The organism is Niabella yanshanensis, from assembly GCF_034424215.1.
Classification (GTDB): domain Bacteria; phylum Bacteroidota; class Bacteroidia; order Chitinophagales; family Chitinophagaceae; genus Niabella; species Niabella yanshanensis.
This window is the reverse complement of the sequence record NZ_CP139960.1, coordinates 2,302,417-2,328,138: the sequence shown is the minus strand read 5'-3', so window position 1 is coordinate 2,328,138 and position 25,722 is coordinate 2,302,417. Positions and strand designations below refer to the sequence as shown.

General features: G+C 42.1%; 23 protein-coding genes. 18 read left to right on the top strand and 5 right to left on the bottom strand.

Annotated features, from left to right (window positions below; genetic code table 11):
- Positions 1 to 110: 110 nt before the first annotated feature.
- Entirely contained in the window at positions 111 to 1,514 is a 1,404-nt protein-coding gene (locus tag U0035_RS09400; protein WP_114792056.1) for a bifunctional UDP-3-O-[3-hydroxymyristoyl] N-acetylglucosamine deacetylase/3-hydroxyacyl-ACP dehydratase, read from the top strand.
- On the opposite strand, the gene U0035_RS09395 is transcribed toward U0035_RS09400, so the two are convergent.
- A complete protein-coding gene (locus U0035_RS09395; protein WP_114792055.1) occupies positions 1,511 to 1,729 on the bottom strand; it encodes a PLD nuclease N-terminal domain-containing protein in 219 nt (72 codons plus the stop codon). The genes U0035_RS09400 and U0035_RS09395 overlap by 4 nt on opposite strands.
- A gap of 43 nt (positions 1,730 to 1,772) precedes the next feature.
- Here U0035_RS09395 and U0035_RS09390 point away from each other — a divergent pair, with 43 nt between their 5' ends.
- A complete protein-coding gene (locus tag U0035_RS09390; RefSeq protein ID WP_114792054.1) occupies positions 1,773 to 2,168 on the top strand; it encodes a hypothetical protein in 396 nt (131 codons plus the stop codon).
- Between the two features lie 253 nt (positions 2,169 to 2,421).
- On the top strand, positions 2,422 to 4,401 hold the full coding sequence (gene gyrB / locus U0035_RS09385) for a DNA topoisomerase (ATP-hydrolyzing) subunit B (protein ID WP_114792053.1): 1,980 nt from the start codon (positions 2,422 to 2,424) through the stop codon (positions 4,399 to 4,401).
- Between the two features lie 6 nt (positions 4,402 to 4,407).
- On the opposite strand, the gene U0035_RS09380 is transcribed toward gyrB, so the two are convergent.
- Entirely contained in the window at positions 4,408 to 5,544 is a 1,137-nt protein-coding gene (locus tag U0035_RS09380) for a tetratricopeptide repeat protein (protein WP_114792052.1), read from the bottom strand.
- A gap of 129 nt (positions 5,545 to 5,673) precedes the next feature.
- On the opposite strand from U0035_RS09380, the gene U0035_RS09375 reads away from it, so the two are divergent.
- The 14 genes from U0035_RS09375 (at position 5,674) to U0035_RS09310 (ending at position 22,111) form a co-directional block, all read left to right on the top strand.
- Complete coding sequence (locus tag U0035_RS09375) at positions 5,674 to 5,877, top strand: hypothetical protein (protein WP_114792051.1); 204 nt, start codon at positions 5,674 to 5,676, stop codon at positions 5,875 to 5,877.
- 198 nt (positions 5,878 to 6,075) lie between these two features.
- Positions 6,076 to 7,722 carry a glycoside hydrolase family 28 protein gene (locus U0035_RS09370; RefSeq protein ID WP_114792050.1) on the top strand — a complete coding sequence of 549 codons (1,647 nt, stop codon included), beginning with the start codon at positions 6,076 to 6,078 and terminating at the stop codon, positions 7,720 to 7,722.
- Positions 7,723 to 7,769: 47 nt separating this feature from the next.
- Positions 7,770 to 9,674 carry a glycoside hydrolase family 88/105 protein gene (locus U0035_RS09365; protein ID WP_114792049.1) on the top strand — a complete coding sequence of 635 codons (1,905 nt, stop codon included), beginning with the start codon at positions 7,770 to 7,772 and terminating at the stop codon, positions 9,672 to 9,674.
- Positions 9,675 to 9,747: 73 nt separating this feature from the next.
- The gene (locus U0035_RS09360; protein ID WP_114792048.1) at positions 9,748 to 11,187 is read left to right on the top strand and encodes a tagaturonate reductase; all 1,440 of its coding nucleotides are present in this window, start codon (positions 9,748 to 9,750) and stop codon (positions 11,185 to 11,187) included.
- Between the two features lie 56 nt (positions 11,188 to 11,243).
- Positions 11,244 to 12,731, top strand: coding sequence for a UxaA family hydrolase (locus tag U0035_RS09355; RefSeq protein WP_114792047.1), 1,488 nt, complete (start codon positions 11,244 to 11,246; stop codon positions 12,729 to 12,731).
- Positions 12,732 to 12,743: 12 nt separating this feature from the next.
- Positions 12,744 to 14,387: a UxaA family hydrolase gene (locus tag U0035_RS09350; RefSeq protein WP_114792046.1), complete on the top strand. Its 1,644-nt coding sequence runs from the start codon at positions 12,744 to 12,746 to the stop codon at positions 14,385 to 14,387.
- Between the two features lie 161 nt (positions 14,388 to 14,548).
- Positions 14,549 to 15,961 (top strand): glucuronate isomerase, encoded by a 1,413-nt coding sequence (gene uxaC, locus U0035_RS09345; protein WP_114792045.1) that lies wholly within the window; start codon positions 14,549 to 14,551, stop codon positions 15,959 to 15,961.
- A 46-nt stretch (positions 15,962 to 16,007) separates the two neighbouring features.
- Positions 16,008 to 16,772, top strand: coding sequence for an SDR family oxidoreductase (locus tag U0035_RS09340; protein WP_114792044.1), 765 nt, complete (start codon positions 16,008 to 16,010; stop codon positions 16,770 to 16,772).
- A 79-nt stretch (positions 16,773 to 16,851) separates the two neighbouring features.
- Positions 16,852 to 17,751 (top strand): 5-dehydro-4-deoxy-D-glucuronate isomerase, encoded by a 900-nt coding sequence (kduI, locus tag U0035_RS09335; RefSeq protein ID WP_245957783.1) that lies wholly within the window; start codon positions 16,852 to 16,854, stop codon positions 17,749 to 17,751.
- A gap of 43 nt (positions 17,752 to 17,794) precedes the next feature.
- The gene (locus U0035_RS09330; RefSeq protein WP_114792043.1) at positions 17,795 to 18,820 is read left to right on the top strand and encodes a sugar kinase; all 1,026 of its coding nucleotides are present in this window, start codon (positions 17,795 to 17,797) and stop codon (positions 18,818 to 18,820) included.
- Between the two features lie 115 nt (positions 18,821 to 18,935).
- The gene (locus U0035_RS09325) at positions 18,936 to 19,397 is read left to right on the top strand and encodes a NanQ anomerase/TabA/YiaL family protein (RefSeq protein ID WP_114792042.1); all 462 of its coding nucleotides are present in this window, start codon (positions 18,936 to 18,938) and stop codon (positions 19,395 to 19,397) included.
- Positions 19,398 to 19,498: 101 nt separating this feature from the next.
- On the top strand, positions 19,499 to 20,161 hold the full coding sequence (locus tag U0035_RS09320; protein ID WP_114792041.1) for a bifunctional 4-hydroxy-2-oxoglutarate aldolase/2-dehydro-3-deoxy-phosphogluconate aldolase: 663 nt from the start codon (positions 19,499 to 19,501) through the stop codon (positions 20,159 to 20,161).
- A 9-nt stretch (positions 20,162 to 20,170) separates the two neighbouring features.
- Positions 20,171 to 21,616, top strand: a complete 1,446-nt coding sequence (locus tag U0035_RS09315) for an MFS transporter (RefSeq protein ID WP_114792040.1) — start codon at positions 20,171 to 20,173, stop codon at positions 21,614 to 21,616.
- A gap of 180 nt (positions 21,617 to 21,796) precedes the next feature.
- Positions 21,797 to 22,111, top strand: coding sequence for a hypothetical protein (locus U0035_RS09310; RefSeq protein WP_114792039.1), 315 nt, complete (start codon positions 21,797 to 21,799; stop codon positions 22,109 to 22,111).
- A 124-nt stretch (positions 22,112 to 22,235) separates the two neighbouring features.
- Here U0035_RS09310 and U0035_RS09305 read toward each other — a convergent pair whose 3' ends face one another.
- The 3 genes from U0035_RS09305 to aqpZ all read right to left on the bottom strand — a co-directional run bounded on the left by U0035_RS09305 (position 22,236) and on the right by aqpZ (position 24,937).
- On the bottom strand, positions 22,236 to 23,531 hold the full coding sequence (locus U0035_RS09305) for a hypothetical protein (protein WP_162817949.1): 1,296 nt from the start codon (positions 23,529 to 23,531) through the stop codon (positions 22,236 to 22,238).
- Positions 23,532 to 23,657: 126 nt separating this feature from the next.
- Entirely contained in the window at positions 23,658 to 24,104 is a 447-nt protein-coding gene (locus U0035_RS09300) for an Hsp20/alpha crystallin family protein (protein ID WP_114792037.1), read from the bottom strand.
- A gap of 125 nt (positions 24,105 to 24,229) precedes the next feature.
- Positions 24,230 to 24,937, bottom strand: coding sequence for an aquaporin Z (aqpZ, locus tag U0035_RS09295; RefSeq protein WP_114792243.1), 708 nt, complete (start codon positions 24,935 to 24,937; stop codon positions 24,230 to 24,232).
- 200 nt (positions 24,938 to 25,137) lie between these two features.
- Here aqpZ and U0035_RS09290 point away from each other — a divergent pair, with 200 nt between their 5' ends.
- Positions 25,138 to 25,554 (top strand): BrxA/BrxB family bacilliredoxin, encoded by a 417-nt coding sequence (locus U0035_RS09290; protein WP_114792036.1) that lies wholly within the window; start codon positions 25,138 to 25,140, stop codon positions 25,552 to 25,554.
- Positions 25,555 to 25,722 lie beyond the last annotated feature (168 nt).

Genomic DNA, 25,722 nt, shown 5'->3' with positions numbered 1-25,722 from the left:
AGAAAAACATGACGGAAGCGCGCATGCAGAGAGATGATTTTTGAGCTATTAATCTAATAAATATGGCAGATGTAGCAAGATTATTATATTTGCCAAATTCAATAATGACTATGGGCAGTAATTTCAATCCTGATAAACAACACACGTTAAAAAAATCAGTGAATATAAGTGGCACGGGTTTGCATACCGGTATATTGGCTGATGTAACGCTGAAACCGGCCAATGCTGGTTTTGGATTCCAGTTTCAAAGGGTTGATTTGCCCAATAAGCCCATTATTAAAGCGGATTGTGATCTGGTTACAGACACAAGCCGGGGTACAACCCTGGAGGCTAATGGCGCCAAAGTGAGTACGGTAGAACACCTGCTGGCGGCTTTGGTAGGCATGGGAATTGATAACTGCCTGATTGAAATAAATGGTCCGGAAGTGCCGATAATGGATGGCAGCTCTATGCCCTATATAGAAATTATTGAAGAAGCAGGAGTGGAAGAGCAAAATGCAGCAAAAGCATGGTATTCAATTGACGAAAATCTTTATCTTACTGATGAAGATAAGCGGGTTGAAATGGTGATCATGCCTGCCCGGGAATATCAGATAACCACGTTGATCGATTTTAATTCACCGGTTTTAGGCACCCAGCATGCAGAATTAAAAACCATGCGGAATTTTAAAGATAAAATTTCTTCCTGCCGTACTTTCTGTTTCCTGCATGAACTGGAAATGTTGTTAGATCACAACCTCATTAAAGGAGGTGACGTAAACAATGCCATAGTGGTGGTTGATAAACCCGTAGGCGATGCGGAGTTAGATCGCCTGAAGAAAATTTTTAAGAAAGATGACATCGAAGTTAAAAGTGAAGGGTACCTCAATAACCTGGAACTTCGCTTTCCCAATGAACCGGCCAGGCATAAATTGTTAGATATAGTGGGCGATCTGGCGCTGATTGGCTACCCCGTAAAAGGACGGGTTATCGCAAATCGCCCGGGGCATAGCTCCAATGTGGCTTTTGCAAAAATGATCAAAAAGCATATCAAGGCCAATAAGCATATCAAGGATGTACCCAGCTACGATCCTACCACGCCTGCGGTTTACGATATCCAGCATATTGAAAAAACATTGCCACACCGCTTTCCTTTTTTACTGGTAGATAAGGTAATAGAGCTAACGGATGAGAAAATTGTAGGGATTAAAAATGTAACCTTTAATGAGTGGTTTTTCCAGGGACATTTCCCCCAAAACCCGGTTTTCCCTGGTGTATTACAAATAGAGGCGCTAGCCCAATGTGGAGGAATGCTGGCCATCAACCTGAGTCCGGAGGGACAATACGATACTTATTTCCTGAAAATAGATAATTGTAAGTTCAAAAACATGGTAAGGCCCGGAGATACACTGATTCTTAAAATGGAACTGACGGCACCGATCAGGAGAGGGATTTGCGAAATGAAGGGAACTACCTATGTGGGGAATAAGGTTTGTTGCGAAGCCGACCTCGTAGCCCAGATTGTAAAACGTTAAAAATCAATTTTGGACACTTTTTGCTTTACCCCGAAGAGAAAGTAAAGAATACCACCCAGAATAGGAAAGAAAAGCACAATCAGGGCCCAGATGATCTTATTAGAGCTATCTTTAAACTGGTTACGCAAAATATCTATCAATGCTAAAAGGGGGATCAGGAACATCACTGATAGGAGCGCTATGATTACAAGTTCGTTAGTTCCAAGTGCAGCCATTTAAATTTTTAGCTAATTTAGTAATATTCGAAATAATACTGTTATGAATCTGAAATCACCAAGTGTGTTTGTTGCCATGACCATCGCATTCGGCTTTATTTCCTGTAAAAAAGAGAATGATGATAATAGTATAAACGGGAGGTTTCAGGGAAACTGGATAGAAAATAGCGCTAAAGAAATTGTTTTGGTAGTAAGCACGCCGCCTGCCGGCGACGAAAATCTGCCTAATCTGAGGCTAAATAACGGATTAACCACTTATTTTTTTGATTACCGTTTCAATAATGCCGGTGATTCAATTTACATCTCTGACCTATCCACTGGGGGTGCAAAGAATACTCCTTATAAAATTACCTTTGCCAGTAGCGGGAAATCGCTTACTATAAAAAAATTTCATACGATATTGCCGAATGCTGATCCACTTACTTTTGATAAACAGTAGGGATTTTTTGAGCTAATCAGGTAATCGGCCTGACCATTTATGGCTTTAAAATGTGCTGCAATTTCCATAGTTCACCAACTATTCACATTTCAATTAAAAGCCAAATAAACGCTCATTTTTTCGTAAATTTGTCCGTTGCCTCATGGCATCTGTTAATGTGTAATCTATTATTGATTTTAGCCACATGATCTTCTTTATTTGACCCCGGATTAACGGGAGCTTTTAAAGTTTTTCATGCATTTTTTAAATATTTATGAGCGAAGAAATAAACGAAGCGGTAGCGGTTGAAAAGCCCGCTTATGGTGCCGACAGTATTCAGGTTTTAGAAGGTTTGGAAGCGGTGCGTAAACGTCCTGCGATGTATATCGGCGATATTGGTATCAAAGGTTTGCACCACCTGGTATATGAAGTGGTGGATAACTCGATAGATGAGGCCCTGGCGGGTCATTGTAAGAATATCGAGGTATATATTCACGAGGATAACTCCATCTCTGTTCAGGATGATGGCCGGGGTATTCCAACGGGGATCAACAAAAAGGAAAATAAGTCGGCGTTAGAAATCGTAATGACGGTATTACACGCCGGAGGTAAGTTTGATAAAGACAGTTATAAGGTTTCCGGGGGATTACACGGTGTAGGGGTAAGTTGTGTAAATGCACTGAGTACTAAAATGATTACTACCGTTCACCGTGAGGGTAAAGTATTTGAGCAGGAATATCATATCGGTATACCCCAATACACGGTTAGAGAAATTGGAGTATCCGATAAGACCGGTACTCATCAGCATTTCTGGCCCGACCAATCTATTTTTACGGTTACTGAGTATAAATTTGATATTCTGAAGAGCAGGTTGCGTGAGCTTTCTTATTTAAATAAAGGAATTCGCATTTCTCTTTCTGATTTACGTGAAAAGAATGATAACGGTGAAATACTTTCGGAGGTATTTTACAGCGAAGGTGGTATTACTGAGTTTGTTGAAATGTTGGATGAGGTTGCCGGGCGCAAGCCATTGATTCCTAACGTGATTACCGTTGACGGACATGATGCTGGCACTAACGTGGCGGTGGATGTAGCCCTTACTTACAACGACTCTTACAGTGAGCATATTTATTCCTACGTAAACAACATCAACACCATTGAAGGAGGCACGCACGTAACCGGATTTAGACAGGCTCTGACCAGGGTGTTTAAAACCTATGGCGATAAAAACGGCTTGTTTGAGAAAGCGAAAGTGAGTATAGAAGGCGATGATTTTCGCGAGGGGCTAAGCGCCATTATTTCGGTGAAAGTTCCAGAACCTCAGTTTGAGGGACAAACAAAAACCAAGCTGGGTAACAGCGAGGTAAGCGGCGTGGTGCAAACCACACTGGCCCGTGCTTTAGAAGTATTTTTAGAAGAGAATCCGAAAGATGCCAGAAACATCATCAATAAAGTAATACTGGCGGCGCAGGCCAGGGCGGCTGCGAGAAAAGCGCGCGACCTGGTTCAACGTAAATCGGTTTTAAGCGGCGGCGGCTTACCGGGTAAGCTGGCCGACTGTTCTGATCGTGATCCGGAGCGTTGCGAACTATACCTGGTGGAAGGGGACTCGGCGGGAGGTACAGCAAAATCGGGTCGTGACCGGTCTTTCCAGGCTATTTTGCCGCTGAGGGGTAAAATCCTCAACGTAGAGAAAGCTATGGAGCACAAGATCTACGAAAATGAGGAGATCCGCAATATTTACACGGCATTGGGTGTGACTGTTGGAACGCCGGATGATCCTAAGGCATTGAACCTTACAAAACTTCGTTATCACAAGCTGATTATCATGACGGATGCCGATGTGGATGGCAGCCATATTGCAACTTTGATATTAACTTTTGTATATCGCTACATGAAAGAGCTGGTAGAACAGGGTTATGTATATCTGGCCCAGCCACCATTGTACCTGATAAAAAGGGGAAGAGAGTCGGCTTACGCTTACAACGAAGAACAAAGAAAAGCGTTAGTTGCGAAATTAGGGGCCGGTAAAGAAGACTTGGTAAATATTCAGCGGTACAAAGGTTTGGGAGAGATGAATGCGGAGCAGCTTTGGGAAACTACCATGGATCCGGATCGTCGTACTTTAAAGCAGGTGACTATTGAAAGCGCTGCTGAGGCTGACCGTATATTTAGTATGCTGATGGGAGATGAAGTAGCACCCAGGCGTGAATTTATCGAAACCAATGCCAAATACGCTAAACTGGATATCTAAAGGACATCAGGGTTGGAGATATTCCCCGATATAATGAAATAGTTTTTCCTCTAAAGGTGTTTCAGGCTTCTGTTTTTCTGCAAGAAATTTTTTGTAAAAGACAGAAGCCTGTTTTTTATCATTCAGAAATATATCATAGACCCTGCCCTTATAATACAGATCAAAGGGACTGTGAAAAATATAATAGGAGCTATCGTATTGAGCGATAGCTTTTTTATATTGTTTGACGTTTTCATAATTGTCGGCTTTTGACCTGAAATAAGTTATGGCTGGTCTCATAATATTCTGGGCGAGACATTCGTCCAGCAAACGGTTACTGGCGACATAATCCTTTCTTTGAGCGTAGGCCTGGGAAGCACAGTAAGTAAGCGATTCGTTACCGATACTTTCTTTTTCCATCCATTTGTACAGTTCCAGGCATTTATCTGGCTGTTCCGTATTCAGGTATGCGTAAGCCAGGCTGGTTAAAGGGCGGGCGCTTTTTACCGAATCCCGCAGTAATCGCTCTCCCCAGAAGATAACTTCTTTGTGTTTCTTATCGTAGTCACTGAAGTTTATTTTTTGTGAGATGATTTCTGGTTTAGTAGAGTCGGATTTGAGAAAATCATTAATAACTTTTATTGCCTCATTTCGTTTTTGGGATAATAGCAGGGCATGGCAATAACGCAATGCTGCATCAGAAGCTTTGGGATTAATGATATAGGCCTTTTCGGAATAGAAGAATGACGAATCACTAAATTGCAGGGATTGAAATACGGAAGCAGTATACAGCCAGTATTTGTAATTAGATGGGTAGAGAATGGTCAGATTTCTGAAGAATAATAGTGCGCGGCCGTATTCTCTTATTTGCTGGTTAATAAGGCCTAGGTACAAATTGGCCTGCAGTTCATGGGACTCCTGGTCGTAAACTTTTTGATAAGGCTGAAGCGCTTGTCTCTCCTGGTTGTTCATATAGTAACAATAGCCCAGCGTTAAATAATGATTACGGCTGTAACCTTCCGGCTCATGAGCCAGTAGCCACTCAATAGCATTATCATAATCTCTTATTTGCAGGAAATACTGTAAACTGTCATTGCTGGTCATAGAAAATGATGAGAAATAGCAGCATAAAAAAAGCAAAAGTTGTGGTAGTCTTTTGGTCATTACAAAGGTTTTTAGAATTGCAATATAACTAATAAATTAGTTATAAAAAAAGGTAAATCATCGAATAAATGGCATTAGTTCTAAGTAAAACCCTTAATTTCAATTTTTCTTAATCAAAAAATAATAGCTATGGCAGATGTAACCCTTACAGCTTACAATGTAAAAACCAAAGAAAAGAATGTACCGATCCAGGAAGCCGTGATTTCAAGAACTGCAAAAGGCGGATACATTGCAAAAGGCAACGATGGCAAAGGCAATAAGTTGACAGCCCTTTTGGGAGAAGAAAAAGCACTGGCGGCTATTAAAGCGGGTCTTGCAAAGCAAGATTGGTAATACGCAGGTGTAAACTATATATCAACCCGGCAAACTGTTTGCCGGGTTTTTTATTTGAAGCCTGATGTACTTTTTTTGAACAGGGATGTTTTTTTTTACTAAATGCCTGTAACCGATAACGTTTGCGTAAATAAAGTACATTGTAATTGTTTCGGCAACAGGGATTCTGAGTACCTTGTACGTTCTAATAGATTGCAGATGTATAAAAAGTTTGTTGTATCGTTGTTGCTTGTTATTGGTTCGTGCGTGGGTTTTGCTCAAACAAATTGGATCTTGCCCAGGGTTGCAGCAACAAAATTTAAGCCGGTTAATTATAGTATTACTAAATATGGCGCTGTTCCAGACGGACATCAGCTAAATACCCGTTCAATACAGAATGCCATTGACGATTGTAGTAAGAAGGGGGGAGGCACTGTTCTCGTACCCTCAGGATTGTGGTTAACGGGTCCGATTGTGCTAAAAAGTAATGTAAACCTGAACCTGTCTGTTGGAGCTACTTTATTATTTACTAAAGATAAAACGCAATACCCATTGGTAAAAGCCAATTGGGAAGGGTACGACCAGATGCGCAACCAATCACCTATCTCGGCTGAGGGTGCCACCAATATTGCCATCACGGGTAAAGGTATTATCGATGGGAATGGCGATGGATGGCGCATGGTTAAAAAAGATAAATTAACTGAATCTCAATGGAGGAAACTGGTGGCTTCAGGCGGCGTCGTTTCTAAAGATGGCCGTTTATGGATGCCTTCCGAGGGTTTTGCCAAAGGACAGGATATGAAAGATCCGGGCAGGATCACTCCGGATAGAGATGAAGCGCATTATCGATCGATCAAAGACTTTCTGCGTCCTAACCTGCTGGTTCTGACTAAATGCGATAAAATATTACTGGAAGGAGTAACTTTTCAAAACTCACCCGCCTGGAACCTGCATCCTTTAATGAGCAGTAATATCACGGTGAGAAACATCCAGGTGAAAAACCCGTGGTATGCGCAAAACGGGGATGGAATTGACCTCGAGAGCTGTCGTAATGTATTAATTGAAAACAGCGTTTTTGATGTTGGAGATGATGGCCTTTGTATCAAAAGTGGCCGTGATGCCGACGGGCGTGCCCGTGCGATGCCCACCCGGGACGTGATCATCCGGGGCTGTACAGTTTACGCTTCTCACGGCGGTTTTGTGGTAGGGAGTGAAATGAGCGGCGGCGCTAAAAATATTTATGTAAGCAATTGTACATTTGTAGGTTCAGATATTGGTTTGCGTTTTAAAACAACGCGTGGCCGCGGCGGTATCGTAGAGAATATTTTCATTAAAGACATCTACATGAAAGATATACCGGGCGATGCGGTTTTATTCGATATGTATTATATGGGCAATGACCCCGTGCCGATGGAAGGGGAAAAAAGAGAATTACCTAAGGTGCAAATGCTGCCGGTAGATGAAACAACACCGCAATTCAGGAACATCAATATCAGCAATGTATACTGCAATGGTGCCAAGAAAGCCATTTTCATAAGAGGCCTTCCGGAAATGCATGTTAAAAACATTAAAATAGAAAATTCTGTATTTCAGTCCGATATTGGAGTAGATATACAGGAGGCAAGTGGTATTACACTCAATAATGTAAAAGTGTTCAGCAAAAACACGAAACCTGTTATTGATATCATTAATAGTGATAATATCTTCATCAATAAATTTGATTATGCTAAAGAAACAGATTTATTGATACGGGTTGCCGGAGACAGAACAAAAGCTGTTACGTTGCAACAAACCAATTACAGCAATACCAAAGTGAAGGCGAAGGCTGAACTGGGGGCCAATGAAAAATCAGTACAGATCAAATAATGTAATCCTTATTTCCTGATCATTAACACTAAAAACCGGGGTTCGAAATGATAAAGAAAATATTATACGTTTTTATTAGTTTTTTATCGCTGCAGGCGCAGGCACAGGACATTCCCTATTCTCAGCAAATGGCGCTAACTGCTATGCATATGTGGCCTGATTCGTTCAGTGTAACACCGGGGCGCGCAGCCAGATGGAGCTATGACCAGGGAGTGATATTAAAAGGTATTGAGGGCATATGGCAGGCAACCGGCGATGGGAAGTGGTTCGAATATATTGAGCATAGTATGGACCATTTTGTGCGGGAAGACGGAACGATTAAAGATTATGACCAGGGTCATTACAATATTGATCATTTAAACAACGGTAAGGTATTGTTGACTATTTACCGTGTAACGGGTAAAGAGAAGTATAAAAAAGCGGCGCAATTATTACGTAAGCAATTATTAGTGCATCCGAGAACTAAGGAAGGTGGATTTTGGCATAAACAGATTTATCCCTGGCAAATGTGGCTGGATGGCCTTTATATGGGACAGCCTTTTTATGCAGAATATGCACAGCTATTTGGTGAGGATACCGTTTTTAACGATGTGGCAAAACAATTTGTGCTGATGGAAAAAAACAGCCGCGATCCTGGAACGGGGCTGTTATATCATGGTTATGATGAGTCAAGAGTGCAACAGTGGGCGGATAAAAAGACGGGTAAGTCTCCTCATTTCTGGGCGCGCGCTTTGGGTTGGTATGGTGTGGCTATGGTAGATGCCCTGGATTATTTTCCAGCAAATCACCCCGGCCGTCAGCAGATCATTAACATCTTAAAGCGTTTTGCTACAGCTGTAGTAAAAGTACAGGATGCAAAATCGGGTATGTGGTACGATATTGTAGACCTGCCTAACAGGAAACCTAATTACCTGGAGTCGTCTGCCACAGCTATGCTTTCCTATACTTTGGCGAAAGGTGCCAGGAAAGGCTATATCGCGCCCAGCTATGCGGCGAATGCCAAAAAGGCTTTTGAGGGATTAACCAGGCTTCAATTGACAAAAGATAAAGACGGGTTTACGAACCTGGAAGGAACAGTTTCTGTTTCTGGCCTGGGCGGCAAGCCTTACCGGGATGGTAGTTTCGACTATTATATGCGTGAAAAAGTGATCAAAAATGACCCTAAAGGAATGGGCGCATTCATAATGGCAGCTAACGAAATTGAGATGATGCCTAAACTGGCAACCGGAAAAGGTAAGGCGATAGTATTGGACAACTTCTTTAATAACGAGTGGCAGAAGGGCCCTTCCGGCACGCAGATCCCATTTCACTATATTTGGGAAGAACGTGACAACAACGGATACCAGTTTTTAGGAAACTTATTTGAGCAATATGGCGCAAAACTGCAGACCTTGAAAGCAGCGCCTACTGTTTCTAATCTTTCAAAAGCCTCTGCATACATTATTGTAGATGCAGATACAGAGAAAGAAACAGCAAAGCCTAATTATATGACCCAAGCTTATGCTACTACGATCGCCAACTGGGTGAAAGCGGGTGGTGTTCTGGTTTTATTAGGTAACAACTCAGTAAATGCAGAACAGGTGCATATCAACCTGCTGGCCGAAAAATTTGGGGTACGCTTCAATGGCGATGATCAGTTAATGGTGAAAGGAAATAACTATGAGCAGGGCGAAGTAAAGACGGAAGCAGGTAATCCGATATTCAAAGCGGGACAATCTTTATATATAAAAGAAATCAGTTCATTGACTGTTAAAGCACCGGCAAAAGCAATCGTTAAAACAAAAGACTTTGATGTAATGGCAGTTGCTCAATTGGGTAAGGGGAAAGTGTTTGTACTGGGTGATCCCTGGATCTATAATGAATATGTAGACGGCAGAAAATTGCCAGCCAAATACGAGAATTTCAATGCAGCGAGCGACCTGGTTAAATGGGTGTTAAACAACAGCAAATAGCCGAACTACTATGTTTGACAGATCGTACCCGCATCTGAATACTACTATCTAAAATCTGAATACTAAATAGAATATGAAACCGTTAAATAAAACCACTGTGGAAAAGCCGGTATACCCGGTTAAGATTATGCAATTCGGTGAAGGAAATTTCCTTAGAGCTTTTGTAGACTGGATGATAGACAAAGCTAATAATGATGGCATTATGGATCATGGTATTGCCCTGGTTCAACCGATCGGAGGAGGTGAAGTGGTAAAGCAGATTTTCGAAAAACAGGATAATTTGTACCATGTGTATCTGGAGGGGATTAAGGATAAGCAACCGGTAAAGGAAGTGGCTTTAATCAAATCGATCACAGATATTATCAATCCTTACACAGAGTATAAGAAATACGAGGAGTTGTTTTTAAATGAGGGATTAGAGCTCATCTTCTCTAATACCACTGAAGCCGGTATCCGCTATGAAGAAGGCGATGACCTGAATGCAGAACCACCTAAATCTTTCCCGGCAAAAATGACGGCTTTGTTGCATAAGCGTTTTCAGAAATTTAATGGAGACGCCGCAAAGGGCTTACAAATTGTTTGCTGCGAACTGATTGAAGATAATGGATCTACATTGAGAGAATTTGTTATCAAACACGCACAGGCCAATAACCTGGGAGATGCCTTTATTAACTGGGTAAAAACAGCCAATCATTTTTACGATACATTGGTTGACCGTATTGTTCCTGGCTTTCCTAAAGAAACTATTAAAGAGATTCAGGAAGAAATCGGTTTTGAAGATAACCTGGTGGTAAAAGGAGAGTACTTTCACGTTTGGGCGATTGGCGGCGACAGCAGTATCAAAGAAAAATTGCCGTTGGATAAAGCCGGTTTAAACGTGTTGTTTATGGATGATATCCGCCCGTTCAGAGCGAAGAAGGTTAGGGTATTGAATGGTGCACATACTGCAATGGTACCTGTTGCTTTACAGTTGGGTTGTGAGACAGTGATGGATGCTTTCAACACACCGGAGGTAGAGCAATTCATTAACCGCATGGTGGCTGAAGAAGTATTGCCAGGTATTGGAGAAGATCCTGAAGAGCTGAAAGCTTTTGCAGCTAAGATCCTGGAGCGTTTTTATAATCCTTATCTGAAGCACTACCTGAAAGATATCTCTTTAAACTCACTGTCTAAATGGGAAACCCGTGACTTCCCCACAGTAGCAGATAACTACAACAAACTGGGCAAGCAGGCTAAATTGACAACTTTCTCGTTAGCGGCATTGTTGGTATTATACAGCGGTCAGTCTGAAGTAAGCTTTACACCCAATGATACCCCTGAATTTGTTCAATTTATTCAATCTACCTTCAACAAGGAAGATATTAAAGGATGGGTGAACGGTATTATTAGCAACGATAAAATATGGACAGCGCCATTAAAAAATTTGCCGGGTTTTACTGATGAAGTGGCTGCTTTAGTGGAAACAATTTTAAGTAAAGGAATGAAAGCAGCGGTTACAGACTTGCTGCAATAAATAATCAACAGCAGTTGATCTCCCGGAAAACAATCAAAAAAAGGAAACATTCGGAAATGGAAAAATATCTGCAAATACACCCCCATGATAATGTTTGCGTAGCTATTGATGCTATTGCAGAAGGGGATTTACTCGCTATAAACGGAGAGGCTGTCATTGCGAAGAATGCAATTGAAACAGGTCACAAGTTTGCTATCAGGCCAATTGCTGAAGGTGAAGATATCATCAAGTACGGTTATCCTATTGGTCATGCAGTGTCTGACATCGCAACAGGTGAGCACGTGCATACACACAATGTAAAAACCAACCTACACGATAATCTCGAATACCAATATAACCCGGTAGGGGCCAAACTGGATATCCCTCAAAGCAATCTGACTTTTAAAGGATATAAGCGTTACAATGGCGAAGCAGGAATCAGAAATGAGCTGTGGATTGTACCTACTGTAGGGTGCGTAAACGGGCAGGCACAGGCCATCATCAACCGTATTAAAAATGAGTTGGATGTGAGTCATATCGATGATATCCGCGTATTCTCTCATAATTATGGTTGCTCTCAATTAGGGGATGACCATGAGAATACCAAAAACGCATTGGTGGCTTTGGCTAAGCATCCTAATGCTGGTGGTGTACTCGTAATGAGCCTGGGCTGCGAAAACAACCAGCAAAATGAGTTTAAATTAGCAATGGGCACTTTCGATGAAGATCGTGTGAAATTTGTGATCTCCCAGGACGTAGCTGATGAAGTAGAAGCGGGCTTTGAAATGATGAGCGAGCTGGTAGAGAAAATGAGGGCTGACAAACGTGAAGATCTGCCATTATCTCTTTTGAAAGTAGGCCTGAAATGCGGTGGTAGCGACGGTTTCAGCGGTATCACGGCCAATCCGCTGGTGGGTCGTTTTTCCGATTGGTTAATTGCACAGGGTGGAACTACCATTCTTACTGAAGTGCCCGAGATGTTTGGCGCAGAAACTATTTTAATGAATCGCTGCACTACCGAGCAGGTATTCGACGACACTGTAGCATTGATCAATAATTTTAAAACTTATTTCCGCAAGCACGATCAGCCTATTTATGAGAACCCGTCACCGGGTAATAAAAAAGGCGGAATCAGCACCCTGGAAGATAAATCTTTAGGCTGCACGCAAAAAGGCGGTAACTCTGAGGTAGTAGCAGTATTGGATTATGCAGAGCCTGTGAAAGTAAAAGGACTCAACCTGTTGAATGCGCCAGGTAACGACCTGGTCGCTTCTACAGCCCTGGCTCTATCGGGTTGCCAGATCGTATTATTTACGACAGGTCGTGGTACGCCGTTTGGCAGTTTTGTTCCAACTATGAAGATTTCTACGAACACCCGTTTGTTCGATTTTAAGAAAAACTGGATCGATTTTAACGCCGGCGTTTTGCTGGAAGGCAGAGATAAGGACGAAGTGACACAGGAATTTGCTGATTTTATCGTAGAAGTAGCCAGTGGCAAACAGTTAAAACATGAGCTTACAGGATTTAAGGAAATCGCGATATTTAAAATGGGTGTAACATTGTAAAAAAATATTGCCATGGCTGAATTAGTTTTAAAGGTACACCCTGACGATAATGTGATCGTTGCATTGAAAGACCTCAAGAAGGGACAAACGGTTCAATATAAAGGAGAGGATTTCGTATTGCAGGATGATGTGAATGCGAAGCATAAGTTTTTTACAAATGATATGCAGGCGGGAGATGAGATCATTATGTATGGAGTATTAGTGGGTAAAGCACAAAACTTTATCCCGAGAGGTGGGGTAATGAATACGGAAAACACAAGACATGCCGCTGATCCTTTCGAATATCGCCCTTATCATTATCAATGGACGCCTCCTGATGTGTCTAAATTCGAAGGCCGGACTTTTAACGGCTATCATCGTAAAGACGGACGCGTGGGAACGGCCAATTACTGGCTGTTTATGCCAACCGTATTTTGTGAAAACCGTAACCTGGATGTGATCCGTGAAGCGCTTCACAACGAACTGGGTTATGCCGTTACTGATAAGTATAAGAGATATGCGCATCATCTGGTAGAGGCGTATAAGCACGGAGAAGATATTGGCTCACTGGATCTGGCGCCTGCTGCACCAACAACCCCTAACGACAGGGTATTTAAAAACATTGATGGTATTAAGTTTTTAAATCACCAGGGAGGTTGCGGTGGTACACGTCAGGATGCCGGTGTTTTAGGGAAATTACTGGCAGCCTACGCCGATCATCCAAATGTAGCAGGTGTTACCATATTAAGCCTGGGGTGCCAAAACCTGCAGACCCAACAATTATTGGAGGAAATCAGATTACGCAACCCGGATTTTGATAAGCCCTTACTAGTATACGAACAACAACAATCGCAGAGCGAGGAGCAATTGATCAGCGATGCCATTAAAGATACCTTCAACGGTTTGATCGAAGCGAATAAAATGGAGCGTCAGCCTGCACCTCTGTCGAAACTGGTTTTAGGAGTAAAATGTGGTGGCAGCGATGGTTTCAGTGGTATCAGTGCCAACCCGTCGGTTGGCTATACCAGCGATTTGTTAGCGGCTTTGGGCGGCAAGGTTTTACTGGCCGAATTTCCTGAGCTCTGCGGAGCGGAACAACAACTCATCGACAGGACCATTGATGAAGACAAAGCAAAGAAGTTTATTCACCTGATGACTACTTATAATAGCCAGGCAGAGGCGGTAGGATCCGGTTTTTATATGAACCCTTCACCGGGCAATATAAAGGATGGCCTTATCACCGATGCGATCAAAAGTACAGGTGCGGCTAAAAAGGGCGGTACCTCACCGGTAGTAGATGTGTTGGACTATACAGAACCAGCCACTAAACCGGGCCTGAGCCTGGTTTGTACGCCTGGTAATGATGTAGAGGCAACTACAGGTAAAGCGGCATCGGGAGCTACTTTGATCCTTTTTACCACCGGCCTGGGTACGCCAACCGGTAACCCGGTTTGTCCTACTATTAAGGTGTCAACGAACAATATATTGACTAAAAGAATGAATGATATCATCGATATCAACTGTGGACCAGTGGTAGAAGGGGAGAAGACAATTGAGGAAATGGGTGAAGATATCCTGGAGTATTGTATCAAAGCAGCAAGTGGCGACGTAATTCCTAAAGCGGTATTACTAAACCAGGATGATTTTATTCCGTGGAAACGTGGAGTTAGTTTATAGTTTTTTAATTCAAACGTTTGAATATTGATATATGCAGGATCGCTTAAAAGTAATCAAGATTTTCTAATTATTTTTCAGGTTCCGCGATATTTTCAAACGATGCAATCAATTAAAAATATTTCCGCGTATTCGTAAAATCAAAAAAAATTGACACAGGCAATATGGCAAAACAATTTTTAGACGAGAATTTTTTACTGGAAACTAAAACGGCGCAAACACTCTATCATGAGTATGCGAAGCAAATGCCCATTATCGATTATCATTGTCATCTTCCTCCGGACCAGATAGCAAACGATAAGCAATTTGAAAATCTTACACAGATCTGGCTGTATGGCGATCATTATAAATGGCGTGCGATGCGTACGAATGGTGTAGACGAAGCTTATTGCACAGGTAATAAAAGTGATTACGAAAAATTTGAAAAGTGGGCAGAGACGGTACCTTATACGATGCGCAATCCTTTATACCATTGGACGCATATGGAGTTGCAGCGCTACTTTGATGTGCATGATATCCTGGATGCTTCAACAGCGCGTAAGATATATGATGAATGTACTGCAAAGTTGCAAACGCCCGAATACAGCGTAAGGAATCTTTTACGGAAAATGAATGTAAAAACGGTTTGTACTACCGATGATCCTGTTGATTCGTTAGAGCATCATCAAAAAGTGAAAGACGACGGCTTTGAAATTCCGATTATTCCTGCCTGGAGACCAGACAATGCAATGAACGTAGCCAATGCGGCTAACTTCGTTACCTATACAAAAAAACTGGAAGCCGCTTCCGGCGTACATATTGTCTTCTTTAAAGATTTCCTGGATGCGCTAAAAAAGCGTCACGATTTTTTTGCAACCATGGGCTGTTCGGTATCCGATCATGGATTAGAGCAGATCTACGCGGAAGATTACACCGAGCATGAAATTCACGAGATCTTCGATAAAGTATATGGAGGCCATGAACTGAATATGGAAGAACAAAATAAGTTCCGTTCGGCCATGCTGGTATATTTTGCAGAGTGGGATCATGAAAAAGGCTGGGTACAGCAATTCCACCTGGGCGCTATCAGGAACAATAATTTAAAAGCTATGCGCGAATTAGGACCGGATACGGGCTGGGATTCTATCGGCGACTTCCCGCAGGCACGGGCTATTTCCAAATTCCTGGGTGGCCTGATAGATAGGGACAAGCTTACCAAAACTATTTTATACAACCTGAATCCTGCTGATAATGAGCTCATGGCTACCATGATCGGCAACTTCAACGACGGCTCTGCTCCTGGTAAAATTCAGTGGGGATCGGGCTGGTGGTTCCTCGATCAGAAAGATGGCATGATCAGACAAATGAATGCTTTATCCAATATGGGATTGCTTAGTAAGTTTGTGGGCATGTTAACAGATTCGAGAAGCTTCCTGTCTTTCCCAAGGCATGAATACTTCAGGAGAATTTTGTGCAACCTTTTTGGTAACGATGTAGAAAATGGAGAGTTGCCGGTAAATATGGAATGGATTGGTCAGGTTATTCAGGATATCTGTTTCAATAATGCCAACAATTATTTCAACTTACAATTAAAATAGTAGCTTCGGCGGAATGGCGATTGCCGCTCTTCTCAAAACAAAATAAATGAGCTTAAATTTCTTCGATCTATCCGGTAAAACGGCGTTGGTAACAGGTGGTAATAAAGGCATCGGGGCTGGTATGGCTTTAGGCCTCGCGCAGGCTGGCGCTGATATTATTGTTGCTTCCAGAACAGTTGAAGCAGGTTCTGAAATTGAACGACAGGTTACAGCCCTTGGACGCAGCTTTAAATTTTACAAGCTCGATGCTTCTGACAGGGACAGCGTATATGCTTTCATTAAAAAAGTGCAGAGCGAAAACGAGCGTATCGATATATTGGTAAACAATGCCGGTACCATCATGCGCAAGCCGGTTGCGGAACACCCGGATGAGTGGTGGGATAATGTATTAGCCATCAACCTGGACACGCCTTTTATCCTGGCTCGCGAGTTTGGCCGGAAAATGATTGAGCAGGGGAGTGGTAAAATTATCTTTACCTGCTCATTATTGACGTTTCAGGGGGGTATTACGGTTCCTGGCTATGCTGCAAGCAAGGGGGCGTTGGCCAGTGTTATCAAGGCCATGTCCAACGAATGGGCTTCCAAAGGCGTTAATGTAAATGGTATTGCACCAGGCTATATTGCTACTGACAATACACAGGCATTACGCGACGATCCGGATCGTAGTCAATCTATCTTAAGTCGTATCCCCGCAGGCAGATGGGGAACTCCTGAAGACTTTGCCGGTCCTGCTGTCTTCCTGGCGTCGCAGGCCAGTAACTATGTAAATGGAGAGATCCTGGTTGTAGATGGTGGCTGGATGGGACGATAAGCAGTAACGATTTAATATCAGGCTGTCCCGATAGCGATTGGGATGTCGAGGCCTGACACTTACATAAAAATAATAATTGATGGCAAAAAAAATAAGTGCGGCACCTGCACTCAAGGATTATAAAACCAACACTTTTGTGGATGGTGATATGGAAATACGTTTTGCGGTAGGTCCTGAGGAAACGAAGACAATGGACACGCAGAAGCTGATCGATAATTTCCTGGTGAAAGACCTGATGGTAGCCGATACCATTAAACTGGTATACTCTCACTATGACCGCGTGATTATTGGTGGCGCCGTTCCGGCAACCAAAACATTAACCTTGGGTAATCATCCTGAGTTGCGTGCTGCGTATTTCCTCGAGCGCCGCGAAATGGGAATTATTAATGTAGGTGGAAAAGGAACGGTAACAGCAGACGGTCAGAAGTTCGACCTGGAAAAGCTTTCCTGCCTGTACTTAGGGAAAGGCACTAAGAAAATAAGCTTCTCCTCAGCCAGCAAAAAAGCGCCGGCTGTTTTCTATATTTTATCGGCTCCTGCACATGCAACATATCCCAATGCAGTGTTTACTAAAGAGCAGGCTTCTCCGGTAGATTTAGGCGCAGCAGAAACATCAAACAAAAGAACCGTTTATAAGTATATTCATCTCGAAGGTCTTCAAAGTTGTCAGTTAGTAATGGGCTTGACCATTTTGGCTCCGGGTAGCGTATGGAACTCAGTTCCGCCACATACGCATACCCGTCGTATGGAAGCCTATTTTTACTTTGACCTGCCAACAGATCAGCGCCTGTTCCATTTCATGGGCAATCCTGCAGAGTCACGCCACATGGTAATGGCCAATAACGAAGCCGTGATCTCTCCACCCTGGAGCACACACTTCGGATGCGGTACCACTAACTATGGTTTTATATGGGGTATGGCTGGCGAAAACCTGGTCTACAGCGATATGGATCCTGCGCCCGTACCTACAGTAAAATAAGCATCGATACTCAATTTCAATATTCAATTTTCAATAAGAAGTCATGTCAAAAAAAGTTGTTACACTCGGAGAAATAATGTTGCGCCTTTCAACACCAGGCTTTCAACGTTTTGTTCAGTCAGATTCATTTGATGTTACCTATGGTGGGGGAGAAGCCAACGTAGCGGTAGCTTTATCCAACTATGGTTTAAATGGTGTTTTCGTATCGAAAGTGCCTGATAATGCGATAGGACAATCTGCTATTAATCATTTACGTCGTTATGGTGTTGATACACAACATGTGGCATTGGGTGGCGAAAGACTGGGTATCTACTTTTTGGAAACGGGTGCTTCTATGCGTGCTTCGCAGGTAATCTACGACCGTGCAGGTGCTTCAATCGCCGATGTTGATGCCAGCGAGTTTAACTGGGATGCAATTTTCGAAGGTGCAGACTGGTTCCATACAACAGGTATCACACCTGCATTAAGTGATAAAGCTGCTGCACTTACTGAAGCTGCTTTAAAAGCGGCTAAAGAAAGAGGCATTACCACTTCTATCGACTTAAACTACCGTAAAAAATTGTGGAGCAAAGAAAAGGCGCAATCCGTAATGACTGAGCTGTGCAAATACGTAGACGTGTGCATCGGTAACGAAGAAGATGCTGAAACAACTTTGGGTTTTAAAGCAGCACATAGCGATATCACCAAAGGTGAGTTGAACCTGGATGGATATAAAGATGTGATCCGCCAGATGAAAGAAAAATTCGGTTTTAAATATATTGCCTCCTCTTTACGCGAAAGCTATAGCGCAAGCGATAATGGCTGGAGCGCATTGGTAAGCGATGGCAACGAGTTCTATCATACCCGTAAGTATGACGTGCGTATTGTTGACCGTGTAGGTAGTGGTGATAGCTTTGCCAGCGGCCTTATCTATGGTCTGGTTACCGGCATGAGCATGGCTGATGCTGCGGAGTTTGGCGTAGCTGCTTCTGCACTAAAACACACCATTCCGGGCGACTTAAACCACGCTACATTAAGCGATGTAAAAACGCTGATGAAAGGCGACGCCAGCGGAAGAGTGCAACGTTAATTATAATTATGTACGATATCAGGTGCGGGATGTACGAAAGGAGTAAATTATTTCGTACATCCTACAGCGTACATCTGACATAGTACACCTTAAATGGTACATCAAACATATAATCATGATCATTGATTCATTAAAGAACGCACCAAAATATAGCAGTGTTCATCCATTGTTTGCTAAGGCATTTGAGTATATTGCCACCACTGATTTGGCAACTATGCAACCAGGCACGTACGAAATTCAGGGTGATGAGCTAAAAGCCATCGTATCTGACAAAGAAGGCAAAAGCCGCGAAGAGTCTTTGGAAAAGTTTGAATGCCACCGCAAGCATATCGATATCCAGGTATGCATCAGCGGGGTGGAAGAAATAGGTTGGAAGCCTATTGAAAAGTGCGACACGGATAAGGGTGGGTATAACGACGAGAAAGATGTACAGTTCTGGGATGAAAAACCAGATATGTACTTTAACTTAACCGACAACCAGTTTGTGATATTATTTCCCGAAGATGTACATGCTCCAATGATTGGTGTAGGCGAGGGTAATATCAAGAAAATGGTGATAAAAGTAAAAATTAGTTGACTGGTAAGAGGCACACAATAAAATAATCATCATTTAAGGTTTGAACAATCTTAAACTTTAAACCCGCCTGTCGGCAGACAGGTCTTAAATCTTAAATTTAAATGGCTACAACACAACAGGCAATTGACGCAATAGTAGAGCAGGGTATGCTGCCCCTGTATTTTAATGCAGATGAAACCGTAAGCGTAGAAATTTTACGTGCGGTATATAAAGCGGGCGTAAAAGCAATTGAATATACCAGCCGCGGAGCAACTGCTTTAAATAACTTTACCAAAATGGTAGAAGTGCGTAATGCAGAAATGCCCGGCCTTTTACTGGGTATTGGAACAGTTAAAAATCTGACACAGGTAAAAGAATACCTGGCGGTTGGTGCAGACTTTTTAGTTAGTCCCGGCTATGTAGCAGAGGTTGCCGAGTATGCGGTTGCCAACGATGTATTATATGCTCCGGGTTGTATGACACCGACTGAGATCATTGCAGCTGAAACTGCAGGTGTTAGATTTATCAAGTTGTTCCCGGGCGATACATTAGGCGCTAAATACTTATCAGCTATCAAGCCTGTATTTCCTAATCTGATCTTTATGCCAACAGGAGGTGTAGATACAACCAAAGAAAATATTGAAAGCTGGTTTAAGGCGGGTGTAAGCGCTGTAGGTATGGGAAGTAAGCTGATCAGTAAAGAGCTGATGGCGAACAAAGATTATGCTGCCATTGAAAGCGCTACCAAAGAAGTTTTTGCCACTATTCAATCAATTAAAAAATAAACTAACGATATGCAGCAAGCCAATGGAAATGGAAAAATGACCAATTACCGATGGACGATGGTCATACTCCTTTTTGTAGCCACTACCATCAATTATCTCGACAGGCAGGTATTATCTCTCACATGGGACGAATTCATCAAACCGGAGTTTCACTGGAACGAGGACCACTATGGAACCATTACCTCGATCTTTTCTATCGTATATGCGATATCGATGCTTTTTGCCGGAAGGTTTGTTGACTGGTTAGGCACTAAGAAAGGCTTTTTGTGGGCGATTGGTGTTTGGTCGGTAGGTGCTTGTTTACATGCACTGTGCGGAGTTATTACTGAGCAGTATGTGGGTCTTCGTTCTGCAGCTGAATTAGTGCAGGCTACAGGCGATACCGCTGTAGTCATCTCTACCGTGAGTATGTATGCTTTTATAGTGGCCCGTATTGTGCTCGCAGTAGGTGAAGCAGGTAACTTTCCTGCTGCCATTAAAGTTACAGCCGAATACTTCCCTAAAAAGGATCGCGCTTATGCTACAAGTATTTTTAACGCAGGTGCATCAGTAGGTGCATTGCTGGCGCCCTTAACAATTCCACCTTTAGCAGCCGTATTCGGATGGGAAATGTCGTTTATTATTATTGGCGCGTTAGGCTTCATATGGATGGGCTTCTGGGTTTTCATGTATAAAAAGCCTGAAGAGCACCCAAAGGTAAGTAAAGAGGAGCTGGCTTATATACTTTCTGATAGAGAGAATGAAGTGCAACCGGAGCGCGTAGCTGCTACAGTTGAAACAGAAAAGATCTCGTTTCTTAAATGCTTCAATTACAAGCAAACCTGGGCTTTTGCTTTTGGTAAGTTTATGACAGATGGGGTATGGTGGTTCTTCCTGTTTTGGACGCCGTCTTATTTGAGCACACAGTTCGGTATTAAAACTTCCGAAGGGTTAGGAGTAGCGCTCATTTTTACCTTGTATGCTATAACAATGTTGTCTATTTACGGAGGGAAATTGCCTTCTATTATCATTAAAAAAACCGGGCAGAATCCTTACGTAGCACGCATGAAAGCTATGCTGATGTTTGCTTTTGTGCCTTTATTGGTATTATTGGCTCAGCCTTTGGGAACTATATCACCCTGGCTTCCTGTTATTATGATTGGCTTAGGCGGAGCTGCGCACCAGTCGTGGTCTGCCAATATATTTTCAACCGTTGGAGATATGTTTCCTAAAAAGGCGATTGCGACTATTACGGGTATAGGTGGAATGGCCGGCGGATTGGGTTCTATGTTTCTTCAAAAAACAGCCGGTAAACTTTTTGTTTATGCGGGTGAGAATAATCTGGAGTTTTTAGGATTTGAAGGTAAACCGGCAGGCTACTTCATTATATTTTGTTTCTGCGCTGTAGCTTATTTGATAGGATGGATAGTAATGAAATCTCTTGTTCCTAAATATGCACCCATTACCGACCTGTAATGGAGTCAAATATTTGTAATAAAGAACCGTCTCAATAATTGAGGCGGTTTTTTATGCCAGGTATTTGCGATAAAATATGTCGGTTTTAGTTGCGAATCATAACGACAAATGATCGGATTGTAAATGGTAATGGCTGGCTGCGATTTTTTTAGTTTTTTCACATTTCAAAATACTACTCTAATGAAAAAAATAATCCTGCTTTTATCTGTGTGCGTCATTCTTTTGAATGCTTGTGGCACAAAGGACAAAAAAAGCGCAAAAGGCAACTGGGCGCAGAGCGAAAGAAAAGAATTTATGCGCAACTGTATCTCGTCAGCAAAGAAAACCTACGAGGAGCGGGGACAGCAACCTGATTCTGCTGTTATTACCTGCATGTGTCAATTCAGCGGGGAGATGATTGAAGAGCAACATGCGTATAAAGATGCAGGCAAAATAGCGCCCAACGATATTAAAATAATAATGGAAGGCGCTGCCAAAAAATGCCTGGCCCGGTAAAAGCCCCGCCTGGTTTCGTGTAACGGGCCAAAGAAAACTAAAAGTAAGTCAATAGTTCCAGCTCCAAATAAAAGAGGCTTTCAGATACGAAAGCCTCTTTGTTATTTTAGTCAACTGTTATCAATTATCGAAAACGGTATTTCTTTTGCACCCTGGGATTATCAAAATATTCGTTTAACTGTTTTTCCGAAAAACGTTCAGACATCTCGGTAGGAACCTCCCGCAACTGGTCCTGGCTCTGCCGTAATTCTTTCTTAAGCGTTTCTGTCTTTTCCCTGATCAACGGATCCCTGTCGCCCAGCAATTGGGTTTCTGTCATCATATAATCCAGTCGCTTAATATTAACACGCAATAAGGTTGCCTGGTTTTGTTCGGTTGTTTTCTGCGGAGCGGCTGCTTCTTTTACAGGCATCGCTACCACACCTATGCTTGGAAGTATCTTGCCTGTATTTTGTTTCTTGGTATCTTCTTTGTCGGCTGTAGTGGCCAAAACGGTACCTGTTAAAGTAGTAGATGCAGTGGTGATGTCAAATCCTGAGCGCCATCCCTTTGTTTTTTTGATCTTCTTATCCAGTTGATAAAACGTATATTTATAACGGAGTATCCATATCTTCATCAGGCTTAAAGCGTCATTATACTCTTTGGTTGCAATATCGTAGTTCAAGCCGTCCTTCACTACCACTTTTACCCGTGCAGTATCAGCAAAGTTAAAATTAGTGGTGCCAATGAACTCAAGATTTACGATTCTTTCTCCTTTGGCATCTTTCTCCGTAACAAAATCATAACCAGGAATCCATTCAAAATTATCATCACAGGTTTTGGGCAGTTTAAAGTTGCCAATTGAAATATCACTGGACATCAATATTTTTTCAATCGGGAAATTTCCGTTTTCGCAAAGTACATTAAAACTTAGCCTGTCCCCTTCGTTGATAGTAACCGGGCTTACAACTGAAGGTTTTATTTTGGGATAGACAACATCGGTACTATAAAAAATTACGTTCAAGGTAGTATCCAGCCTGTCTGCAGGATTCGAAAAGCTTTGTATACCAAATTTAACGGGATACTCCCTGTCGTATTTTAAACGGCCTGATAGAAAAAGCGACTTGGTAGTACGAAAGCTTAGTGTACCGTTGTCCTTATCTATTTTAAACCCGGGAGGCGCATCTTTAATAAACCAGTGGTACTTCTTCTGATCTTTATTAATTAGAAACCGGTAATTTAAACTGGAATCCACATGTAGCGAAAAAAATGGGCTGAAATTGGTAATCCTGAGCGCAGTATCAGGATTGAAAATATGTGGTATCTCATGTATCGGCTTCAATACTATACTATCCGGCTTCACCTGGGCCCTGGTGACCGAAAAAAATAATAGTAATAAAATAAGAATAGGATAACGCATTTGGGAAACTTGAATTTTCAATAAACGCAAATTTACGCATAAGACGGCGAAAAGCGGGTATTGGTTCCGCTTTAGATTGATAAAAAAAAAACCCTTCGTGGAAACGAAGGGTTTAAACCAAAACTAACTGCTTATGAGAAAAACTTGTTATTGTACTTCTATATCTTTTGACGCTGCTTTAGCTTCTTCCTTGCGCTGTAATGTTACTATTAAGATTCCATTAACAAAACGCGCGTTAATCTTTTCACTATCTATTTTATTATCAATAGTGAAAGTTCTTTTGAAAGAACGTAACTGAAATTCTTTGCGGATGGATTTACCATTCTCTTTTTGCTCTTCCGCGTTCTTTTCTGCAGAAATGGTCAAAATATTATTCTCCACCTTAATTTTAAAGTCGCTTTTATCATATCCAGGAGCTATTACCTCAATCTGGTATTCGTTTTCGTGCTCAGTAATATTTACAGGCGCATGTCCTTTAATGTTAGGCTTTGCAACCTCGGTTTTTAATAAACCCGGAATTTCTGTAAAGAAGTCATCTACTAAGCTGGTAAAAGTTCTTTCAAAAGGAACACCGTTGAATTTTACGTTTGTCATTGTATTCGATTTAAATTTTTAAAATGATTTTTGTTACGATAACGCAATGTTCAAAATACAGACCAACGAAATTTTTGCGACATTTTTGCAGTTGATTTAAGTCCTTAATGACATAGTGTCTTAGTTCATGATTTTTCGCGCTTTTCTATCAGTGTATTCCATACAAGAGCTGCCAGTATTGCTCCGGCTACAGGAGCTGCTATAAACAGCCATACTTGTTCGAGGGCGCCTCCACCTACAAAAACTGCCGGACCAATGCTACGCGCCGGGTTTACAGATACTCCTGTGATGGGGATACCCACAATATGGATCAACACCAGGCTTAGTCCGATACTTAGCCCCGCAAACCCGCCGTTAATATTTTTACTGGAAGTTGATCCTAAAATCACTAACAGGAAAATGAAAGTAAAAATTACCTCTGCTACAAAACCGCTGGTGAGGTTATACTTTTGAGGAGAGAAATCTCCATACCCGTTTTGTCCTAGGCCACCAGCGTACTCTGCCTTACCGCTTGCAATCAGATAAAGCAGGCCAGCTCCCAAAAGCGCTCCTATAATCTGAGCCGCGATGTAAGAAGCTGCTTCGGATGCTTTCATACGCCCTGCTATAACCATTGCAATGGAAATAGCAGGATTAATATGGCACCCCGAAATATGCCCTATAGCATATGCCATAGCTACCACACTTAATCCGAAAGCAAAAGAAATACCTAGTAAGCCAACGCCGGTTGTGCCATCGGCGCCGGCAATTACTGCACTGCCACATCCCATTAATACGAGCACCATAGTGCCGATTATCTCAGCGATAAACTTAGAACTGCCAGAAATTTTCATGTTTAAAGTGTTTAAGATGATGAGGTAATAAATATTGAATGTCATAAATTTAATATTTTTTAACGGGAATAGCTGGCACATAATATTTTGATAACCCTGCATAATCGGTAGAAGTGTACTGGTTGTTAAGGCAGCGCAAAACTTTTTATCTACTTTTGTGTTAAATAATTCAATAATTAATCAAAATTTAAAACAGCGATATGTATCCTGCAGAAATAGTAGTTCCTATGAAAGAGGAATTAACAGATAATGGGTTTGTGGAGTTGCAAACTCCCGAAGAAGTAAATGCGAGTCTCGCCGAAGGTGGTACTAATCTCTTAGTGATCAACTCTGTATGTGGTTGTTCGGCAGGTACCGCAAGACCTGGTGTATTAATGGCGGTAGCCAATGCAGAGAAAAAACCTGACCATTTAACTACAAGCTTTGCAGGTTTCGACCTCGACGCGGTGAAACAAGTGCGTGAGCATTTGTTGCCTTATCCTCCATCGTCTCCATCTATTGCATTGTTCAAGGATGGTAAACTGGTACATTTTATCGAAAGGCATATGATTGAAGGTCGATCGGCGCAAATGATCGCTCAGAATTTGCTTGCAGCTTTCGACGAATATTGCAGTTAAAAATTAGTTGGTTAGTAAGTATAATAGTTTAAAAGGGATGTGCTTTATTAAAAAGTGCATCCTTTTTTCTTGAATGAGTATGGTGTTAAACTATCGTCAACCCTGACTTCTGTCAGGCAGGCATTTAAGTTATCAGCTTTTACCCTCAATTTATCGTAATATTGCCGC

What these genes read in the sequence shown, in the direction of transcription:
- U0035_RS09400 (WP_114792056.1), top strand. Translation starts at nt 111, where the DNA reads ATGGGCAGTAATTTCAATCCTGATAAACAACACACGTTAAAAAAATCA.
- U0035_RS09395 (WP_114792055.1), bottom strand. Translation starts at nt 1,729, where the DNA reads ATGGCTGCACTTGGAACTAACGAACTTGTAATCATAGCGCTCCTATCA.
- U0035_RS09390 (WP_114792054.1), top strand. Translation starts at nt 1,773, where the DNA reads ATGAATCTGAAATCACCAAGTGTGTTTGTTGCCATGACCATCGCATTC.
- gyrB (WP_114792053.1), top strand. Translation starts at nt 2,422, where the DNA reads ATGAGCGAAGAAATAAACGAAGCGGTAGCGGTTGAAAAGCCCGCTTAT.
- U0035_RS09380 (WP_114792052.1), bottom strand. Translation starts at nt 5,544, where the DNA reads ATGACCAAAAGACTACCACAACTTTTGCTTTTTTTATGCTGCTATTTC.
- U0035_RS09375 (WP_114792051.1), top strand. Translation starts at nt 5,674, where the DNA reads ATGGCAGATGTAACCCTTACAGCTTACAATGTAAAAACCAAAGAAAAG.
- U0035_RS09370 (WP_114792050.1), top strand. Translation starts at nt 6,076, where the DNA reads ATGTATAAAAAGTTTGTTGTATCGTTGTTGCTTGTTATTGGTTCGTGC.
- U0035_RS09365 (WP_114792049.1), top strand. Translation starts at nt 7,770, where the DNA reads ATGATAAAGAAAATATTATACGTTTTTATTAGTTTTTTATCGCTGCAG.
- U0035_RS09360 (WP_114792048.1), top strand. Translation starts at nt 9,748, where the DNA reads ATGAAACCGTTAAATAAAACCACTGTGGAAAAGCCGGTATACCCGGTT.
- U0035_RS09355 (WP_114792047.1), top strand. Translation starts at nt 11,244, where the DNA reads ATGGAAAAATATCTGCAAATACACCCCCATGATAATGTTTGCGTAGCT.
- U0035_RS09350 (WP_114792046.1), top strand. Translation starts at nt 12,744, where the DNA reads ATGGCTGAATTAGTTTTAAAGGTACACCCTGACGATAATGTGATCGTT.
- uxaC (WP_114792045.1), top strand. Translation starts at nt 14,549, where the DNA reads ATGGCAAAACAATTTTTAGACGAGAATTTTTTACTGGAAACTAAAACG.
- U0035_RS09340 (WP_114792044.1), top strand. Translation starts at nt 16,008, where the DNA reads ATGAGCTTAAATTTCTTCGATCTATCCGGTAAAACGGCGTTGGTAACA.
- kduI (WP_245957783.1), top strand. Translation starts at nt 16,852, where the DNA reads ATGGCAAAAAAAATAAGTGCGGCACCTGCACTCAAGGATTATAAAACC.
- U0035_RS09330 (WP_114792043.1), top strand. Translation starts at nt 17,795, where the DNA reads ATGTCAAAAAAAGTTGTTACACTCGGAGAAATAATGTTGCGCCTTTCA.
- U0035_RS09325 (WP_114792042.1), top strand. Translation starts at nt 18,936, where the DNA reads ATGATCATTGATTCATTAAAGAACGCACCAAAATATAGCAGTGTTCAT.
- U0035_RS09320 (WP_114792041.1), top strand. Translation starts at nt 19,499, where the DNA reads ATGGCTACAACACAACAGGCAATTGACGCAATAGTAGAGCAGGGTATG.
- U0035_RS09315 (WP_114792040.1), top strand. Translation starts at nt 20,171, where the DNA reads ATGCAGCAAGCCAATGGAAATGGAAAAATGACCAATTACCGATGGACG.
- U0035_RS09310 (WP_114792039.1), top strand. Translation starts at nt 21,797, where the DNA reads ATGAAAAAAATAATCCTGCTTTTATCTGTGTGCGTCATTCTTTTGAAT.
- U0035_RS09300 (WP_114792037.1), bottom strand. Translation starts at nt 24,104, where the DNA reads ATGACAAACGTAAAATTCAACGGTGTTCCTTTTGAAAGAACTTTTACC.
- aqpZ (WP_114792243.1), bottom strand. Translation starts at nt 24,937, where the DNA reads ATGAAAATTTCTGGCAGTTCTAAGTTTATCGCTGAGATAATCGGCACT.
- U0035_RS09290 (WP_114792036.1), top strand. Translation starts at nt 25,138, where the DNA reads ATGTATCCTGCAGAAATAGTAGTTCCTATGAAAGAGGAATTAACAGAT.